This window comes from Comamonas suwonensis (assembly GCF_012844455.2).
Lineage (GTDB): Bacteria > Pseudomonadota > Gammaproteobacteria > Burkholderiales > Burkholderiaceae_C > Comamonas > Comamonas suwonensis.
The window spans coordinates 45,871-62,739 of record NZ_JABBCQ020000001.1 but is presented as its reverse complement, the minus strand read 5'-3'; the positions used below and the strand labels follow the sequence as shown (position 1 = coordinate 62,739).

Annotated in this window: 15 protein-coding genes; 7 read left to right on the top strand and 8 right to left on the bottom strand. The window is 60.6% G+C overall.

What is annotated here, in order from left to right:
* Nucleotides 1-51 precede the first annotated feature (51 nt).
* Nucleotides 52-1,050, bottom strand: coding sequence for a type I glyceraldehyde-3-phosphate dehydrogenase (gene gap, locus HF327_RS00275; protein WP_169106341.1), 999 nt, complete (start codon nt 1,048-1,050; stop codon nt 52-54).
* A gap of 149 nt (nt 1,051-1,199) precedes the next feature.
* A complete protein-coding gene (gene tkt, locus HF327_RS00270) occupies nt 1,200-3,245 on the bottom strand; it encodes a transketolase (protein ID WP_169106340.1) in 2,046 nt (681 codons plus the stop codon).
* A gap of 154 nt (nt 3,246-3,399) precedes the next feature.
* Between tkt and HF327_RS00265 the strand changes: the two genes are divergently transcribed.
* On the top strand, nt 3,400-4,164 hold the full coding sequence (locus HF327_RS00265; RefSeq protein WP_169106339.1) for a nucleotidyltransferase family protein: 765 nt from the start codon (nt 3,400-3,402) through the stop codon (nt 4,162-4,164).
* A 26-nt stretch (nt 4,165-4,190) separates the two neighbouring features.
* Here HF327_RS00265 and HF327_RS00260 read toward each other — a convergent pair whose 3' ends face one another.
* From HF327_RS00260 to HF327_RS00245, 4 genes are all read right to left on the bottom strand, one after another.
* On the bottom strand, nt 4,191-5,924 hold the full coding sequence (locus HF327_RS00260) for a flotillin family protein (RefSeq protein ID WP_169106338.1): 1,734 nt from the start codon (nt 5,922-5,924) through the stop codon (nt 4,191-4,193).
* Nucleotides 5,925-5,991: 67 nt separating this feature from the next.
* Nucleotides 5,992-6,618: a YqiJ family protein gene (locus tag HF327_RS00255; RefSeq protein ID WP_169106337.1), complete on the bottom strand. Its 627-nt coding sequence runs from the start codon at nt 6,616-6,618 to the stop codon at nt 5,992-5,994.
* Entirely contained in the window at nt 6,615-7,280 is a 666-nt protein-coding gene (locus tag HF327_RS00250) for a PspA/IM30 family protein (RefSeq protein WP_169106336.1), read from the bottom strand. Before HF327_RS00250 ends, HF327_RS00255 begins: the two co-directional genes overlap by 4 nt.
* Nucleotide 7,281: 1 nt before the next feature.
* Nucleotides 7,282-7,785, bottom strand: coding sequence for a hypothetical protein (locus tag HF327_RS00245; protein ID WP_169106335.1), 504 nt, complete (start codon nt 7,783-7,785; stop codon nt 7,282-7,284).
* A 418-nt stretch (nt 7,786-8,203) separates the two neighbouring features.
* Between HF327_RS00245 and HF327_RS00240 the strand changes: the two genes are divergently transcribed.
* From HF327_RS00240 to pyk, 4 genes are all read left to right on the top strand, one after another.
* A complete protein-coding gene (locus HF327_RS00240; RefSeq protein WP_236023990.1) occupies nt 8,204-9,046 on the top strand; it encodes a sulfite exporter TauE/SafE family protein in 843 nt (280 codons plus the stop codon).
* A gap of 34 nt (nt 9,047-9,080) precedes the next feature.
* Complete coding sequence (locus HF327_RS00235; protein ID WP_169106334.1) at nt 9,081-10,463, top strand: aminopeptidase P N-terminal domain-containing protein; 1,383 nt, start codon at nt 9,081-9,083, stop codon at nt 10,461-10,463.
* A gap of 20 nt (nt 10,464-10,483) precedes the next feature.
* The gene (locus HF327_RS00230; RefSeq protein WP_169106333.1) at nt 10,484-11,263 is read left to right on the top strand and encodes a CPBP family intramembrane metalloprotease; all 780 of its coding nucleotides are present in this window, start codon (nt 10,484-10,486) and stop codon (nt 11,261-11,263) included.
* Between the two features lie 368 nt (nt 11,264-11,631).
* Nucleotides 11,632-13,068, top strand: coding sequence for a pyruvate kinase (pyk, locus tag HF327_RS00225; protein WP_099739211.1), 1,437 nt, complete (start codon nt 11,632-11,634; stop codon nt 13,066-13,068).
* A gap of 180 nt (nt 13,069-13,248) precedes the next feature.
* Here pyk and HF327_RS00220 read toward each other — a convergent pair whose 3' ends face one another.
* Nucleotides 13,249-13,989, bottom strand: a complete 741-nt coding sequence (locus tag HF327_RS00220; RefSeq protein ID WP_169106332.1) for a phosphatase PAP2 family protein — start codon at nt 13,987-13,989, stop codon at nt 13,249-13,251.
* Nucleotides 13,990-14,057: 68 nt separating this feature from the next.
* The gene (locus HF327_RS00215) at nt 14,058-14,645 is read right to left on the bottom strand and encodes a phosphatase PAP2 family protein (RefSeq protein WP_169106331.1); all 588 of its coding nucleotides are present in this window, start codon (nt 14,643-14,645) and stop codon (nt 14,058-14,060) included.
* 165 nt (nt 14,646-14,810) lie between these two features.
* Between HF327_RS00215 and HF327_RS00210 the strand changes: the two genes are divergently transcribed.
* On the top strand, nt 14,811-15,506 hold the full coding sequence (locus HF327_RS00210; protein ID WP_169106330.1) for a response regulator transcription factor: 696 nt from the start codon (nt 14,811-14,813) through the stop codon (nt 15,504-15,506).
* Nucleotides 15,503-16,861, top strand: a complete 1,359-nt coding sequence (locus HF327_RS00205; protein WP_169106329.1) for a histidine kinase dimerization/phospho-acceptor domain-containing protein — start codon at nt 15,503-15,505, stop codon at nt 16,859-16,861. The genes HF327_RS00210 and HF327_RS00205 overlap by 4 nt, the downstream gene beginning before the upstream one ends.
* Nucleotides 16,862-16,869 lie beyond the last annotated feature (8 nt).

Sequence of the window (16,869 nt, the reverse complement as noted above, 5' to 3'; positions counted from 1 at the left end):
GCGCTTATCAGATAAGCGCTAGAGGCATGTTTTGCTTGTAATCAGTGGAGATTACTTGGCCACCACGCGCACCATTTCCAGGCACTTGTTGGAGTAACCCCACTCGTTGTCGTACCAGGACACGACCTTCACAAAGGTCTTGTCCAGGGCGATACCAGCTTCAGCGTCGAACACGGAAGTGCAGGTTTCACCGCGGAAGTCGGTGGCAACCACCTTGTCTTCGGTGTAGCCCAGCACGCCCTTCAGAGCGCCTTGGGACTGGGCCTTCATTTCGGCGCAGATTTCTTCGTAGGTGGCTTCGCTGTTCAGTTCCACGGTCAGGTCGACCACGGACACGTCAGACGTAGGCACGCGGAAAGACATGCCGGTCAGCTTCTTGTTCAGCTCAGGAATCACCACGCCCACAGCCTTGGCGGCGCCAGTGCTGGAAGGAATAATGTTTTCCAGAATGCCGCGGCCGCCGCGCCAGTCTTTGTTCGAAGGGCCGTCCACGGTCTTTTGCGTGGCGGTGGCAGCGTGCACGGTGGTCATCAGGCCGCGCTTGATGCCCCACTTGTCGTTCAGCACCTTGGCCACGGGAGCCAGGCAGTTGGTGGTGCACGAAGCGTTGGAGATGATGGCTTCGCCCTTGTAGGTCGCGTGGTTCACGCCGAACACAAACATGGGGGTGTCGTCCTTGGAAGGAGCGGACAGGATCACCTTCTTGGCGCCAGCATCGATGTGCTTCTGGCCGGTTTCCTTGGTCAGGAACAGGCCGGTGGATTCGATCACCACGTCGGCACCGACTTCGTTCCACTTCAGGTTCGAAGGATCGCGCTCTTGGGTCAGGCGGATCTTCTTGCCGTTGACGATCAGGTTGTTGCCTTCAACCGAAACTTCGCCGTCAAAACGACCATGCACGCTGTCGTACTTGAGCATGTAAGCCAGGTAGTCGGGCTCCAGCAGGTCGTTGATGCCGACGATTTCGATGTCGGAGAAGTTTTGCACTGCGGAGCGCAGCACGTTACGGCCGATGCGGCCAAAACCGTTGATGCCTACCTTGATCGTCATAGTTGCCTCTAGATGGTTGGATAGTGAAAAAACAAAAACTGGGGCAGATTGTGCCCGGACTGGCGGGATGGGTGCCTCGTCCGGATGGCTGATGAGTACAAAAGCATCCACTTCAGCCGGAAAAAAGGGGCACGAGGCCCCTTTTGCGCTTACTTGGCAGCGTTTTGCAGAGCGACCTGCACGGTATCGGCCACGTTTTTAGGCGTGAAGCCGAAGTGCTCAAACAGCACGGGTGCGGGAGCGGACTCACCGTAGGTGTCGATACCGACCACAGCGGCGCATCCGTATTTCCACCAGAAGTCGGTCACACCCATTTCCACGGCGATGCGAGGCAGGCCAGCGGGCAGCACGGCTTTCTTGTACTTCACATCCTGCTTGTCGAAGGTCGTGGTGCTGGGCATGGAGACCACGCGCACGGCGATCTTGCGCTCGGCCAGCAGCTTTTGGGCAGCCAGAGCCAGTTGCACTTCGGAGCCGGTGGCGATGATGACGGCCTGGGCCTTCTTCTTGAAGCCGATGTCCTTGGGCTCGCTCAGCACATAAGCGCCGCAGGCGATGTTGTCCAGCGCGTCTTCGCTCTTGGGCGAGTAAGCCAGGTTCTGGCGGCTCAGCAGCATGGCTGTGGGCTTGTTCTTCTGGCTCAGGGCCACGGTCCAGGCCACGGCAGTTTCTGTGGTGTCAGCGGGGCGCCACACGTCCAGACCGGGGATCAGACGCAGGGATGCTGCGTGCTCGATGGACTGGTGAGTGGGGCCGTCTTCGCCCAGACCGATGGAGTCGTGGGTGAATACGTGGATGACGCGTTGCTTCATCAGCGCAGCCATGCGGATGGCGTTGCGGCTGTAATCGGCAAAGGTCAGGAAGGTGCCGCCGTAGGGGATGTAGCCGCCGTGCAGCGCCACACCGTTCATGATGGCGGCCATGCCGAACTCGCGCACACCGTAGTTGATGTGGCGGCCAATCTGGCCTTCTTCGGTTTTGACCACGGCACCCTTGTCATCCACGCGGAACGCGGGAGTGGACTTGGTGTTGGTGAGGTTGGAGCCTGTCAGGTCGGCAGAGCCACCCAGCAGCTCGGGCAGAGCGGCTGTCAGGCCTTCCAGCGCTAGCTGGCTGGCCTTGCGGCTGGCCACGGTGGCACCGGCGTCGTGGGCGTCGGAAGCGATCTTGGCGGCGATTTCACCGAAGTTCTCGGGCAGATTGCCCGCCATGCGACGTGTGAAGTTGGCAGCTTGCTCGGGGAAGGCGGCCGTGTAGGCAGCGAACTTCTTGTCCCAGGCGGCTTCGATCTTGGCGCCCTGGTCCTTGGCGTTCCAGTCTGCATAGACCTCGGCAGGGATTTCGAAAGGCGCAGCGGTCCAGCCCAGCGCAGCGCGGGTCAGAGCGATCTCTTCAGCACCCAGAGGCTCGCCGTGAGCCTTGGCGGTGTCCTGACGGTTGGGCGAGCCCTTGCCAATGTGGGTCTTGCAGCAGATCAGCGTAGGCTTGTCGGCGCTCTTCTTGGCAGCGGCAATGGCGGCGTCCACGGCGTCCACATTGTGGCCGTCCACATCGCGGATCACGTTCCAGCCGTAGGCTTCAAAACGGGCGGGGGTGTTGTCGCCGAACCAAGGGGTGACCTTGCCGTCGATGGAGATGCCGTTATCGTCCCACAGGGCGATCAGCTTGTTCAGCTTCCATGCGCCTGCCAGAGCAGCGGCTTCGTGCGAGATGCCTTCCATCAGGCAGCCGTCGCCCATGAACACGAAAGTGTGGTGATCCACGATCTCGTGCTTGGGCTGGTTGAACTCGGCAGCCAGCAGCTTTTCAGCCAGCGCAAAGCCCACAGCATTGGTGATGCCCTGACCTAGAGGGCCGGTGGTGGTTTCCACGCCGGGAGTCACGCCCACTTCGGGGTGACCAGCGGTCTTGCTGTGCAGCTTGCGGAAATTCTTCAGCTCGTCGATCGACAGGTCGTAGCCGCTCAGGTGCAGCAGACCGTAGATCAGCATGGAGCCGTGACCGTTGGACAGGATGAAGCGGTCGCGGTTAGCCCAGTGAGGGTTCACGGGGTTGTGCTGCAAGTGGCGGCTCCACAAGGCAACGGCCATATCGGCCATGCCCATGGGGGCGCCGGGGTGGCCGGAGTTGGCTTGTTGAACGGCATCCATTGCGAGTGCGCGGATCGCATTCGCCATTTGTTGAGTGTTGGCCATCAGGGCGCTCCAAAAGGAGGGTGTAATTCTGCTAAGCCCATCATTTTAATGGAGGGTGAGTTTTCGCAGGCGGCGTACGGGTCAATGCTCTACAGTGCTATTCAGAAAACGGGCAGTAGCCTTGTTGAAAAGTCCGTCTGAAAACTGAGCGCGCATGACTGCAAAAAACACCGCTTCTCCCTTTGTTCAACCCCCTGTAATGCTCTTGGCCGCAGGCCGTGGCGAGCGCATGCGGCCGCTGACCGATGTCACGCCAAAGCCCTTGCTTCAAGTGCAGGGCGTGCCGCTGCTGCAGCACCACATGCAGTCGCTGGTGGCTGCAGGCGTGTTGCGTGCCGTCATCAACACCGGCTGGCTGGGTGATCAGATTCCTGCCCACTTTGGCCGTCAATTTGTGCTGCAAGGCAATGGGGAGGCGCGCCAGCAGCTAGCGCTTGTCTACTCCGTTGAGCCTGAAAAAGCCTATGAAACCGCAGGCGGCATCAGCCGCGCGTTGCCGCAGCTGGGAGATCTTTTCTGGCTGGCTGCGGGCGATGTCTATGCGCCGGATTTCACCTTCCCTGCCGAGGCCGCTCAGGCTTTTGCGCAGAGCCATGAACTGGCCCATCTCTGGCTGGCGCCCAACCCTGCGCACAATCCACATGGCGACTTTGGTCTCAGCGAGAACGGCAAGGCGCTGGATCTGCCGGCCGATGATGAGCGCCCGCGCTACACCTACAGCACCATCGCGCTACTGAAAGCAGAGCTGTTTGCGCAGCCGTGGTTTGAGGTACAGCCCGGAAACCCTGAAGGCCTGCGCGCGCCGCTGGCCCCGCTGCTGCGCCGTGCCATGGCCGATGGTCGTGTGGGCGCATCGCTCTACACTGGCCGATGGGTCGATGTGGGTACGCCCGAGAGACTGGCGCAGCTCAACCAATGAAGCGCTGAGCCAGCGGGCTTGCAGATTTACCCTTGGAGCAAGGCGGATGAGGGAGTTGTCGATTCTTGCGTGGAGAGCATGCCAGCCAGGCTCTGAGCCATGCCGGTAATGCCTTCATTGGAGAGGCCTGCATCCTTCATCACCGCATCGACGATAGGTTTGGCGATTTGGTATTGCAGGGCCGAGTTCATGACCTGTTCCGGAAATGTTCCTTGAGCTGCATTGCCCTGGCCCGTCGTACTTGCGCTGCCGGGCATGCCCGCGACTTGCACGATACGGATGGAGTCGATCTTTTCCATGGGACGTACGGCCTCGGACAGGATCAGAGGCAATTGCTGCAAGAGCTGCGTGCGCACCTGTAGATCGATCTGGGCCGTTGACAAGGTGTTGAGTGCCTCATTGATAGCGCGCTTGCCTTCGGCTTCGGCCAGCGCTGCGGCCTGGCGGGCACGGGCTTCAATGGTCAGCGCTTCGGCGCGATCCATTGCGGCTTCTTTCTCTGCAGCCGCCGACACTTTGACGGAGATGGCGTTCTGCTCTGCTTCCTTGGAGGCCTCGATCAGCTGAATATTCTTTTCCCGCTCGGCCACTGCGACCTGACGGGCGGTGTTCACCGCTTCTTCGGCCTTCACGGCTTCGGCGCGTGCCATATTGGCGACGGCGTCGGCGTCAGACTGCTCGCGTGACTTGGTGGAGATCGCGATTTGTGTGTCTTGGCGGGCAATTTCGACCTGTTTGCGCTGCTCTGCACGTTTGGTCTCTGTATGCCGTTCCAACTCGATTTCTCGGGTTTGAATCACCAGATTTTTCTCAATCTCGGAGGCTCGAATCTCGCGGTCTGCCTCAATGCGTTGCTGGCTCACTTGCCGTTCAGCCTCGATGCGCTGCTGGCTCACTAAACGCTCCGCCTCGATCTTGGCGGCTTCGGCTTCACGGCTGCGCTCGGCCAGTTGCGTGGCAATCAAAGCCGATTGCTCAGCGCGCGTGTTTTCAATTTCGCGCTGTTGCGACAGTGTGGCAAATTCCTGATCTTTCTCGATCGTGAGTTTTTGGCGTGTGGCATCCAGGTTCTTGGTGCGTACCTGCACTTCGGTGTCTTGCTCTACATCGTTGCGCTGCTTGCGGCGGGCTTCCGTTTGCTCGGTCAGGCGTGTCAGGCCTTCGGCGTCAAAGGCGTTGTCGGGATTGAAGAATTTTTTGTCTGTCTGGTCCAGGCTAGTCAGCGAGACGGACTCCAGCTCCAGTCCGTTCTTTTCCAAGTCTTCGGCGACTGCATTCTGTACAGCTTGCACAAAGTCGCGGCGCATGTCTTGCAACTCCTGGATGGTCATGGTCGCGGCAGTGGCGCGCAGCGAGTCGACGAACTTGTCTTCCACCAGTGCCTTGAGCTCGTCTGGACTCATGGTGCGGGTGCCCAGCGTCTGCGCTGCGATGCTAACGGCTTCCTCTGTTTGCTTGACGCGCACAAAGAATGCAGCGGTGACGTCCACGCGCATGCGGTCCTTGGTGATCAGGCTCTCGCGCTCGCGACGCTGGACTTCAAGCTTGAGGGTGTTCATATTGACCAGCACACGCTCGTGGAATATCGGCAGCACGATGGCACCGCCATCCATGATGACTTTCTGCCCCCCTAGGCCGGTTCGCACGAACGCGATTTCCTTGGTGGAGCGCTTGTATAAGCGCGCGAAGATGATGCCGATGGCCAGCAGCGCCGCCAGGGCGACGATGGTTATCAGGCTCAGGTCTGCCAAATTGCTCATGCTGTTCATATTTTGCGAACTCCCCCAGGTAATGTTGTGAATGCTTTTGGAAAAGGTGCTTGCCTGCTCACAGCAGCGAAGGATGCGGGTTGGCGATGCAGCGGTATATGGCGCCGATCTTGCGTACCACGAGGATTTGTGCGCCTTCCTCGAAGATGTCGCAGTCGATGTCCGGCTCCACCATCAGATAGTGAGTTCGGCCATGGGCATCACGCACTCGGGCTTGGGCGGCTAGGCCGCGCCGTGCTGCGCCCGCGGAGACCACGCCCGATCGGCCCAGCAATGACCGTTCGCTGACGATGCTGGTCTCGTCCTGAGGAATGATGTGTGCGACCAGTGCGCCAAGGCCACGCACCGTGGCCAGTCCTGATGGCACTGCCAGCAGTCCCGCCAGCCAGGCGGGCAGATAGTGGCCGATCAGACCATGTGCCACCATTTGCAAACCGAAGCCGAACAACGCATAGCCAGCCAGGAACAGTATCAACAGCACCAACGATGGCACGCGCCCCAGGTGCAGCCAGCCCAGCATGCGGTCCAGACCCGAATCGCCGTGAACGTCAGGCAGCAGGTTATCGATCAGGTGGCTGGGACTCATGGCAGCCAGAATGCCCACACCTTCGATCAGAGCAATGCCCACGATGAGGGCGAAGGCCACGCTAAAAGGCAGGGTTTCGGGGATGGTGAACAGGCTCACGATTGGCTGTTGCGCAGTTGCGCCATCCGCTCGTTGATTTTATTTTGGCGCACCAGTTCTTCCAAGTCTTTCAACTTGGAAGCCTGATCCAGGGTTGCGCCGACGCCAGTAGGCGTCAGGCCGGTATGGCGCTGATAGAGCCTGTCAAATGAATCGGTGGCCGATTCCAACCGTTGTTGGGCATTGGCAGATGACGTTGCGGTGGGCGCTGCACTGGCGGCACGGCTGCGCACAAAATTCTCCAGCGCATCATTCATCTCGCGCTGCTTTGCCAGCAAAGCGGTGACATAGCCAGTCAGCTCTTCTTCCTTGCGCGCAAGCTCGGCCAATGCGGCTTCCAGCACCGGGATTTGTGCTTCGATGTCAAGCTGCCTGGCGACGGCCGCGCGGACTAGGTCCTCGCGACCGGATGCCAGTGCCTGCTGGGTTTGTTCATCGAGCTTGGCATGTTGACCATTGAGGCTGGAGTGCTGCTGCTGCGTCAGGTGACGGTTGGCGCTGACCAGGCCCAGCTCATGTCGTACCTCGCCAATGATGGTTTGCACTTCGCGAACGGATTGCTCCATGACCGCTTGCGGCGCTTGATTTTCCAGTCGATCTACCAAGGCATGGGCGCTGCCTGCGATGACGCGGCCAACACGAGTCTTCAGGGAATCTGCCATTTCATACTCCTTTGGGGTTGGGAATGCTTTGGGCCAGTTCGATGGTTGCATCCATATGCCGCCGGATCACCGCCGGGTCATAAGCTTGTGCTTTCTCTGTGGCCGCTTGGCGCAGCAGGCTGGCACTCAGGCCAAACAGGCGTCGCACCAGCATGTCTTCCAGCTCGGCGGCTTGGGACTCGTTGTCGGGGGTGTGGCTCACGATCATGGCCAGGCTGGCGGTCACATGCTCCAGCAGCAGATTCAGGACTTCGGAGTTGCGACCTGTGTTGCCCTCAAGGCGGACTGTGGCGTCGCGAAGCGGGGCGGTAATGTCGCGCGCCCAACCGTGGGCGGTGGGGTAGTCCATGGCTCCGTCGTGCTGGCGCTTGAGTTGGCCCAGCAGCACGCGTAGCTTGTCACTATTGGTGGTGGCGCCTTCCACCGGAAGCTGCGCCAGCCACAGGTAGATGTCACTGGGAATACGAGCCGACAGGGGTTCCATTGAAGCGGTGAGTACGGGCATGGTGCTTATCCTCGGGAGCTTGAAAACGATTGTATTCAAATGGATTCATGCGTCAACAGTCTTGCATCAAGCGGCATCTTTTGTATTTCATGGGCGCAAGGAGTTGCCTGTGCCCATGACGCGATGTTGAAGATTGGATGGGCTCTGGGGATGACGACACATAAAGCTTTGCACTCCTGTGCTGGCATGAGTCACGCCGGCAATGGGTGCTGTGGACGGAGCAGCAGATCATGCTGATAGATGAATAAAAGCACTTACAGCGCTTCTCACAAAGTGCTCTCAGCTATTGATTCAAGAGCTGCTTGTGGGTTGCACGGATGCTTGGTATGCGATGCATCGAATATGCTTTTCCCCTTTTTGACGGGCGTGATGGGCGTGGTTTTCACCGCTGCATGGATGGCCGTCATCGGGTGAGTGCATGCAAATCGTTTTTTTCATGGCCCTTGTGGGCCTGGCCTCGTTCTGCCAGAACCTCACGGGTTTTGCGTTCGGGCTGATCTTTGTGGGTGTGGCCGGTGCCACGGGCCTGATGAATATTGCCGATGCGGCCAATGTGGCCTGTTTGCTGTCCATCATCAATGGCGTGAGCTATATGCGTGCCTACCGTTTTGAGGCGGACTGGGCGCTGCTTAAACCCATGCTCATCAGCAGCGTGCTGGGGGTGATTGGCGGTGTGTTGCTGCTGCACTGGCTCAGCGGCAATACGCTGAACGGATTGCGCATGTTGCTGGGCGTGGTGATCGTGCTGTGCGCGCTCTTGCTGTTGATGCAAAAAAAAGCGCTGGACCAGCCTTCTGGCCCTGTTGCACTGTGGTTTGCGGGTATCTCATCGGGTTTGCTGGGCGGCCTGTTCGCCACGCCCGGCCCACCCATGGTCTATCACCTCTACCGCCAGCCGCTTGAACGGATGCTTGTGCGCCATTGCCTGTTTGCCATGTTCGTCACCTGTTCGCTGCTGCGCGCCGCCATGGTGGCTGTAGAAGGGCAGCTGAACTGGGGCGTGATGGGCTGGACGGCGCTGGCCTTCCCCGTGGTGACGGGCGTGACCTGGTGGAGCGCCAAGCGCCCGCCCGCGCTGCCCAAAAAACTGGTGGAATGGCTGGTCTGCGGCCTGCTGATTCTGTCGGGCGGAAGCCTGCTGTGGTCGGGCTGGAATGCCAGCCAGCCCGAGGCGGTGGTGCCCGATGATTCAACCGCATCGTTGACGCACACAGAGCACCGTTTTGAGGCGCAATTACTGACGTTCTCAGCGCGAAGCTGATGTGCAACGGCCCGCGCGGCAGTACGATATGCCAATGACTTCTGTTTATGCCCAACGCCGCGCACGCTTGGCCGCCCAGTTGGGCGCTGGCGGTGTCGCCATCATCCCCACGGCCCCCGAGCTGCACCGCAACCGCGATACCGAGTATCTGTATCGCCACGACAGCTACTTTTACTACCTCACCGGCTTCAGCGAGCCCAATGCCTGTCTGGTGCTGACCAGCGACGGCAAAAGCGTGCTGTTCTGCCAACCCAAAGACCTGGAGCGCGAGGTCTGGACGGGCTACCGTCTTGGCCCCGAAGCGGCCAAGGCCAAGCTGGCAGTGGAGCAGGCTTTCTCCAGTGATGAAATCAATGCACGCCTGCCGCGTCTGCTGGAAAACCGCGAGCGCGTCTGGTTTCCGTTCGCCACCCACAAGGGACTGGCTGAACAGATTGAAGGCTGGCTGGGTCAGGTGCGTGGCCGCTCCCGTTTTGGTGTGCTGTGCCCCACTCAGCAGGGCGATGCCTGTGCGTTGCTCGACGAAATGCGACTGGTCAAAGACGCGCACGAGCTGGATATCATGCGCCGTGCCAGCGAGATCAGCGCGCGTGCCCATGTGCGCGCCATGCAGCGCTCTGCCCGCATGATTCGCAATGGCGAAGAAGTGCGTGAATACCATCTGGATGCCGAACTGCTGCATGAATTCCGCCAGCATGGCTCGCAATACGTGGCCTACGGCTCCATCGTGGCAGCCGGTGCCAACGCCTGCGTGCTCCACTATCAGGCCGACAAAGCCCCCGTGCGACCCGGCGAACTGGTGCTGATTGATGCCGGCTGCGAGCTGGACGGCTATGCCAGCGACATCACCCGTACCTTCCCCGCCGATGGCAAATTCACTGGTCCGCAGCGTGCGCTCTACGATCTGGTGCTGGCCAGCCAGGAGGCGGCCGTGGCCGTCACCAAGGCCGGCAACCGCTTTAACGATCCGCACGATGCCACCGTGGCCGTGCTGGCGCAGGGCATGCTCGACCTGGGGTTGCTGGACAAGCGCAAATACGGCACGGTGCAGGATGTGATTGAGTCGCGCGCCTATTTCCAGTTCTATATGCACCGTACCGGTCACTGGCTGGGCATGGATGTGCATGACTGTGGCAGCTATGTGGAGCCGACCGAGCTGGATGTGGTCAGCGAGCGCAAGGACCCCATCTCGGGCGAAACCATTGCCAACCGCCCCAGCCGCATTTTGCAGCCGGGCATGGTAACCACCATCGAGCCCGGCATTTACGTGCGCCCCGGCGCTGGCGTGCCCGAGCAGTTCCACAACATTGGCATTCGCATCGAGGACGATGCCATCGTCACCGAAACCGGATGCGAGCTCATCACTCGAGGCGTGCCCGTCAAGGCGGATGAAATTGAAGCGCTGATGCGTGGCTAATATGTGCGGCTGATAGCACCATGCCCCTGACTTCCCATCACTTCCTGCTCCCTGTTGCGACCCAGCCTTTGCCCGTTGCGCGCATGGGACTGGCGTTGTGGGTCATGGGCATGCCCGGCGCGGTGGCGCTGGCCCACACGGCACCGCCCGCCTGGCTGGTCACTCTGGCAGAGGGTGCGTCTGTACAGACACTGGGCTGGGTCGCAACACTGGGCTTGGGCATCATGCTGGTGCTGGCCATAGTGCTGGGACTGAAACTGGGCCCGCAAGTGGGTTTGAGTACGCCGTTGATCCATGCTGCCGTAGAGGGTCGCATACCTTGGCGCGGCATGCGTGTGCTGAGCCTGCCGGGTGTGGCTGGGGGGGTGATCGGCGCTGCCTGGCTGGTGACGCTGGCGGTGGTCTGGCCCGAAAGCATGTCGTTTGTAGACCCGGTCTACGGCCTGCCGCTGCTGCCCAAGATTCTTTATGGCAGTTTTACCGAAGAACTGTTGCTGCGCTTTGGCATGCTGTCGCTGGTCATGTGGTTGCTGTGGAAGGCCTTTGGTAGCCCCAAACGCCGCCCCGGCTGGTTGCTGGGCTGGTCGGCTATTGCCATTGCCGCTTTGCTGTCGGCTGGCATTCCGGTGTACTTGGGCTGGACGGTGACGGGCACCATGTCTGCCGCCGTCGTGGCGCAGTTGCTGGTCTGTGAAATTGTCTATGGCCTGCTGGCCGGCGTCATGTTCTGGCGCTACGGCCTGGAGTCAGCGATGCTGACCCACTTGGTGACTTATCTGCTCTCTCACGGGCTGATTTAGAGCGCGGCCATCACGGCCTTTGATTGGCGGCTTTGCAGCTTTCTGAGCATCAGCCCGCTCCGGCATTTGAACCCGCCGGGCAAAACTGTTTCGACGCGGTCGTTGATGCGCTGCACAACGCCGGACGGCTTTCGCCAGAAACTCCCTCTTGAGCTTCTAAAAAAGTAGCTGCAAGCGATTGAAATACCTAGGTTTCAGCACATATTTGATCTTATTCAGTTCAGGGGCAAGCGCGAGTAGCTACTATTTTTGCGCAGCTGTGCTCGAAAGGTCATGTGTTACAGCACCTTTGATGATGCATTCATGTAACTGCATTCATGCAAGAATTGAAACCCGATTACATTCCATCGCGAGAGAGACATTTCATCATGCAAGTGAGTCGTGCTACCAAGATCGTCGCCACACTGGGCCCCGCTTCCAGCGATCCGCAACTGCTTGAGCAAATGGTGCGCGAGGGCGTAAACGTTGTTCGCCTGAACTTCAGCCACGGCAAGGCCCAGGACCACGTGGACCGTGCCACCATGGTGCGTGAAGCCGCCAAGCGTGCCGGCCGTGAAGTGGCCATCATGGCCGACTTGCAAGGCCCCAAGATTCGCGTCGGCAAGTTTGCCGAAGGCAAGGTCATGCTGGAGCCAGGTGCCCGCTTTGTGCTGGATGCATCGCGCACCGAACCCGGCGACATCAACGGCGTGGGCCTGGATTACAAGGAACTGCCGCGCGATGTGAAGCCCGGCGACGTGCTGCTGCTGAACGACGGCCTGATCGTGATGACCGTGGAAGCCGTGCGTGGTGATGCCGTGCACGCCATCGTCAAACTGGGCGGCGAGCTGTCCAACAACAAGGGCATCAACAAGCAAGGTGGCGGCCTGACAGCACCCGCGCTGACCGCCAAGGACATGGAAGACATCAAGACTGCGATGTCCTTCCAGGCCGATTACGTGGCCGTGAGCTTCCCCAAGAACGCCACCGACATGGAAATGGCCCGCCAGCTCTGCAACGTGGCTGCTGCCCAATACGGCCACAAGCCTGGCCTGATCGCCAAGATCGAGCGCGCTGAAGCCATTCCTCGTCTGGAAGAAATCCTGAAGGTCTCGGACGGCATCATGGTTGCCCGTGGTGACCTGGCTGTGGAAGTGGGTCACGCTGCCGTGCCTGCGCTGCAAAAGAAGATGATCCGCATGGCGCGTGACATGGACAAGGTGGTGATCACTGCGACCCAGATGATGGAGTCCATGATCACCAACCCCGTGCCTACCCGGGCGGAAGTCAGCGACGTGGCCAACGCCGTGCTGGACGGCACCGATGCCGTGATGCTGAGCGCTGAAACTGCTGCCGGCAAGTACCCGCTGGAAACGGTGCAGGAAATGGCCGCCATCTGCGCCGCTGCAGAAGCTGCAGAAGACCGCGTCAAGGATGCCGACTTCAGCAACAGCCAGTTCAAGCGTACCGACCAGGCGATCGCCATTGGCGCGCTGTTCACCGCTCACCATCTGGGTGCCAAGGCTATCGTGGCCATGACGGATTCTGGTTCTACCGCTTTGTGGATGAGCCGTCACCGCATTCACATCCCTATCTACGCTCTGACTCCTCGTCTGGCAACCCAGCGCAAGATGGCGCTGTACCGCAATGTGCGTCCGCTGCTGATGGACACCAGCGCTGACCGCGATACGGCTCTGGATCAGGCCAAGACCCATCTGCTGATGCGCGGCATTGTGCAATCTGGCGACGTGTACGCCATCACCTGCGGCGAGCCCATGGGCCAGCCCGGTGGTACGAACATGCTCAAGATTTGCCGGGTCGAATAACACCCCCTGAGGCGCTTTGCGCCTTTCCCCTCTCTCGCTCGCGGGATGGGGACGACGCCATCGCCGCAAGGCGGCTCTTGTTCGGCGTCACTCGCGTGGATAGCGCGATTGTTCAGTAAAAAGCTGCCAGCGCTTTATTTATAAGCGCTGGCAGCTTTTGTTTTGATAGCGCCTGATTCTTCAGTCGGCAGAGTAGGCGGCCTCGGGTGCAGCGCCTGTGATGCGGGTCTGGCGTGCGAGGTATCGTGTCACGGCCAGATCGCAGATCCAGCAGCTCGTCCAGCACAGCCATGCGGTCCACAGCGTATGGCTCATGAAGTGGGCACCGCGCATTTGCTGGGCCAGTCCCAGCGAAAAGCCCGCTGCCAGAGCGGCTGCCAGCCACAGGCGTGCTGCATGGGCTGCCGTGTGGCGCAGGGCAAAGTAGCCGCTGACAAAGGCAAAGCCCGCCGAGGCATGACCGGCCGGGAAGCAGTGGCCGCCTCCGCCATCCGTCACCCCCCAGGCCCAGTGAGAGACATAGTGGGCCAGTCCGCCAAATTCGCTCAGATCCCAGGGGCAACTGGTGGCGCTGAAGCGTTTCATGAGGGCCATGACGATGAGTGAGGCCAGAGACGCAACCACCAGCTGTATGCGCCGCGAATAGGGCACTTGGCGCAGCAGACCCAGTGGCCACCAGATCATCAGGCTTAGCCCGAGCACAATGACCCAAGCCAGCTTGCGCGCGCCCTCATGGGCGATGTTGACCATGAACCAGTTGTTTTGCAGCGCAAAGCCATGGCTGCTGCCAAACCAGCGCGCCATGGCCAGGTCCATCCCGTTGAAGTCCCAGGCCACGACACAAGCCAGGGCGATGAGGGTCCAGCGCAGCAGCTGTGAGTCGGTGGTTTCGGAGGGAGGGTTGCGAAAGGGCGAATGCATGCCCGCAACGATAGAAACCGCTTCTTAACAAGCGCTTAAGGCCGGAGCCTGTCTCGCTTCGCTGGCTTTTACTGTGCTTTCAGGCGCAGACGCAGCTTTTTAAAGTGCGGCGCCACACGCAGATAGCGGCGACTGCGCAGCCAGAAAGCCGCATTCCAGACGAGTAAGGCCGCACTGATGCCGACCACCGCACCGGCCATGACATCCGAAGGAAAGTGCACGCCAAGGTGAACACGGCTCCAGGCGACGCCAATGGCCGCCGTCCAGCCCAGTGCCACCAGCGCCTTGCGGTGGCGCGTCACACCAAGACTGAGTGCCATGGCCAGCGCAAACGCACCGCTGGCATGCTGGCTGGGGAAGCTGGCGCGCCCGCCATGCTGAATCCACAGCGTGCCCAGATTCAGTTGAAACGGGCGCGGCGCAGGGAAGCCCCAGCGTATGAGTCTTGCGATCAGCCAGGCAGTTGCCATGGACAGCAGCAGCATCAGCATGGTGCGGCGCACTGCTGGTGAGCCAAACAGCAGGGCGATGATCACGAGAATGGCGCTGATATTGGGAGTCCATGCCGAGAGAACGCGCGCGAACTCGATGCTGAACCAGGGGGTTTGCGCGTCGGCATTGATCAGCGCAAACAGGAAAGGATCGAAGAAGAACATAGAGGCGCTGCAGCGGGCGGTGGCAATGACAAGTGCGTGGATGGTAAGGCGAAATGTCGTTCAGGCGATGTCAAATCTGCGGCGACTCAGGGCGACAGCGAGCATTCGGCAAATGGGTGTGCCTGCAAATCTGGCGGATATTCGCTTGCGCCGCACAATGCAGGCATGCGAATTTTGGTGGTTGAAGACAACGAAGGCATTGCCGAAGGCCTGCGCAGCAATTTGATGCAGCGCGGCTATGCGGTGGATGTGTGCGCCAGCGTGGCGCAGGCGTGGGGCGCGCTGACGGCAGAGCGCTTTGATGCCGTGCTGCTGGATCTGGGCTTGCCCGACGGCGATGGCAGCGAGGTGGTTCGCCGCCTGCGCGCGCAGGTGGCCAGGCCCGGTCTGCCGCAATTGCCCGATGCCTCTACGCCAGTACTGATTTTGACGGCGCGCGATCAGGTGCAGGACCGGGTGGCAGGGCTGAACCTGGGGGCCGATGACTATCTGGTCAAGCCCTTTGACATGGACGAGCTGGAAGCCCGCTTGCGCGCCATGATGCGCCGTGCTGCCGGTCAGGCATCGCCGGTCATTCGTCATGCCGATCTGGAGGTGGACCCGGCGGCCCGAATCATCAGGCAGGCAGGGCAGAAGATCGAGGTCTCACCGCGTGAATTTGCCGTGCTCTGGGCCTTGCTGCTGGCGCGTGGCCGGGTGCTCTCGCGTCCGCAGATTGAAGAGCATCTCTACAGCTGGGGCGATACGGTAGAGAGCAATGCGGTCGAGGTCTATGTGCACCACCTGCGCAAAAAACTGGGCCAGAAGGTCATCGTCACCATGCGCGGCGTGGGCTACTTCATGCCGCAGGAGCAGGAATGAGCGCCGCAGCGCCCACCGAAAAGCGCCGCAGCTCATTGCAGCTGACGCTGCTGGCCTGGGTGCTGGCCGCGCTTGCGCTGGTCTGGGGCAGCTTTGTCATCTGGGGTTACCAGACGGGCGTGACGGAAGCCGATGAGCTGACGGACGGCCATCTGGCCAGTGTGGCATCTCTGACGCTGAACTGGCATGTGCAAGACGATGTGCCCGTGGGCGAGGCCACCGCTGTGCAGCCCCCGCCGGGCCTACATGCCCACGACTATCAGGAGTCGCTGAGTGTGGTGCTCTGGAGCGCCAATGGTGTGCTGATCTCACGCACCGGCCAGGCGCCATTGCCAGACTTTGGCATGGAGCAGGGCTTTGCCACCATCGCTTTTGATTCACAGCAGTCATGGCGCAGTTTTACCCAGTGGAGCCACGACAAAAAAGCCAAGGTCACGGTCATGATTTCTCTGGCCGAGCGCGACAGCCTGGCTGATGACATCGCCATGCAGATGATTGAGCCAGGCTTCTGGCTGTTGCCCATCATCGTGATTGCACTGGGTGTGGCTGTGCGCCGGGGTATGAGGCCGCTGAACCAGATCACGCAGCGGGTTGAAGCCCTTGATTTAAGTCGCGATCAGCGCGTATCAGATGCCAATGTGCCGCGTGAGCTGTCGCCCATGGTGAACTCCATCAATACACTGCTTGACCGCCAGCAGGAGGCGCTGGCGCGCGAGCGCAATCTGGCCAATGAGGTGGCGCATGAGCTGCGCACGCCATTGGCCTCCATCGTTTTGCAGGCGCAAGCTCTCAAGTCTGGCCCGCAGACCGATAACGCTGCCATGCAGGCGGCTTTGCAGCGCATTGGGCAAGATGCCTTGCACGCTGGTCATGTGCTCGACCAATTGCTGACCTTGGCCAGAGCTGGGCGCGGAATGCTGGATGCGCCTTTGCAGACCGTGAACTGGGCCGCCGTGGCGCGCAATGTTGCGGCTGCACAGGCCCAGAGCGCATGGCTGCGCGAAGACACGCTGGCGGTGGATGCACCCGAGTCCGTCATGGTGCGTGGCAATGCACTGCTGCTGGATTCTGCCCTGCGCAATTTGGTCGAAAACGCGGTGCGCCATACGCCGCCGGGCACACAGATCGAGGTGCAGGCTGGGTGTGACTCATCACTTGGCCAGGCATGGGTGCAGGTCTGCGATGACGGGCGGCGTGATGCTGCGCCTGCCCATGTGCCACCTGTGGACAGCCTGCACCTGGGCCATGAAATCGTCAGCCGCGTCATGCAAGCCCACGGCGGGCGCTTTGTGGAGGCGGATGCACCACAAGGCTTCACCACCTGCTATCGCATGGAAATGCCGTCTGCCGGTTAAAATGACGG

What these genes read in the sequence shown, in the direction of transcription:
- gap (WP_169106341.1), bottom strand. Translation starts at nt 1,050, where the DNA reads ATGACGATCAAGGTAGGCATCAACGGTTTTGGCCGCATCGGCCGTAAC.
- tkt (WP_169106340.1), bottom strand. Translation starts at nt 3,245, where the DNA reads ATGGCCAACACTCAACAAATGGCGAATGCGATCCGCGCACTCGCAATG.
- HF327_RS00265 (WP_169106339.1), top strand. Translation starts at nt 3,400, where the DNA reads ATGACTGCAAAAAACACCGCTTCTCCCTTTGTTCAACCCCCTGTAATG.
- HF327_RS00260 (WP_169106338.1), bottom strand. Translation starts at nt 5,924, where the DNA reads ATGAGCAATTTGGCAGACCTGAGCCTGATAACCATCGTCGCCCTGGCG.
- HF327_RS00250 (WP_169106336.1), bottom strand. Translation starts at nt 7,280, where the DNA reads ATGGCAGATTCCCTGAAGACTCGTGTTGGCCGCGTCATCGCAGGCAGC.
- HF327_RS00245 (WP_169106335.1), bottom strand. Translation starts at nt 7,785, where the DNA reads ATGCCCGTACTCACCGCTTCAATGGAACCCCTGTCGGCTCGTATTCCC.
- HF327_RS00240 (WP_236023990.1), top strand. Translation starts at nt 8,204, where the DNA reads ATGCAAATCGTTTTTTTCATGGCCCTTGTGGGCCTGGCCTCGTTCTGC.
- HF327_RS00235 (WP_169106334.1), top strand. Translation starts at nt 9,081, where the DNA reads ATGACTTCTGTTTATGCCCAACGCCGCGCACGCTTGGCCGCCCAGTTG.
- HF327_RS00230 (WP_169106333.1), top strand. Translation starts at nt 10,484, where the DNA reads ATGCCCCTGACTTCCCATCACTTCCTGCTCCCTGTTGCGACCCAGCCT.
- pyk (WP_099739211.1), top strand. Translation starts at nt 11,632, where the DNA reads ATGCAAGTGAGTCGTGCTACCAAGATCGTCGCCACACTGGGCCCCGCT.
- HF327_RS00220 (WP_169106332.1), bottom strand. Translation starts at nt 13,989, where the DNA reads ATGCATTCGCCCTTTCGCAACCCTCCCTCCGAAACCACCGACTCACAG.
- HF327_RS00215 (WP_169106331.1), bottom strand. Translation starts at nt 14,645, where the DNA reads ATGTTCTTCTTCGATCCTTTCCTGTTTGCGCTGATCAATGCCGACGCG.
- HF327_RS00210 (WP_169106330.1), top strand. Translation starts at nt 14,811, where the DNA reads ATGCGAATTTTGGTGGTTGAAGACAACGAAGGCATTGCCGAAGGCCTG.
- HF327_RS00205 (WP_169106329.1), top strand. Translation starts at nt 15,503, where the DNA reads ATGAGCGCCGCAGCGCCCACCGAAAAGCGCCGCAGCTCATTGCAGCTG.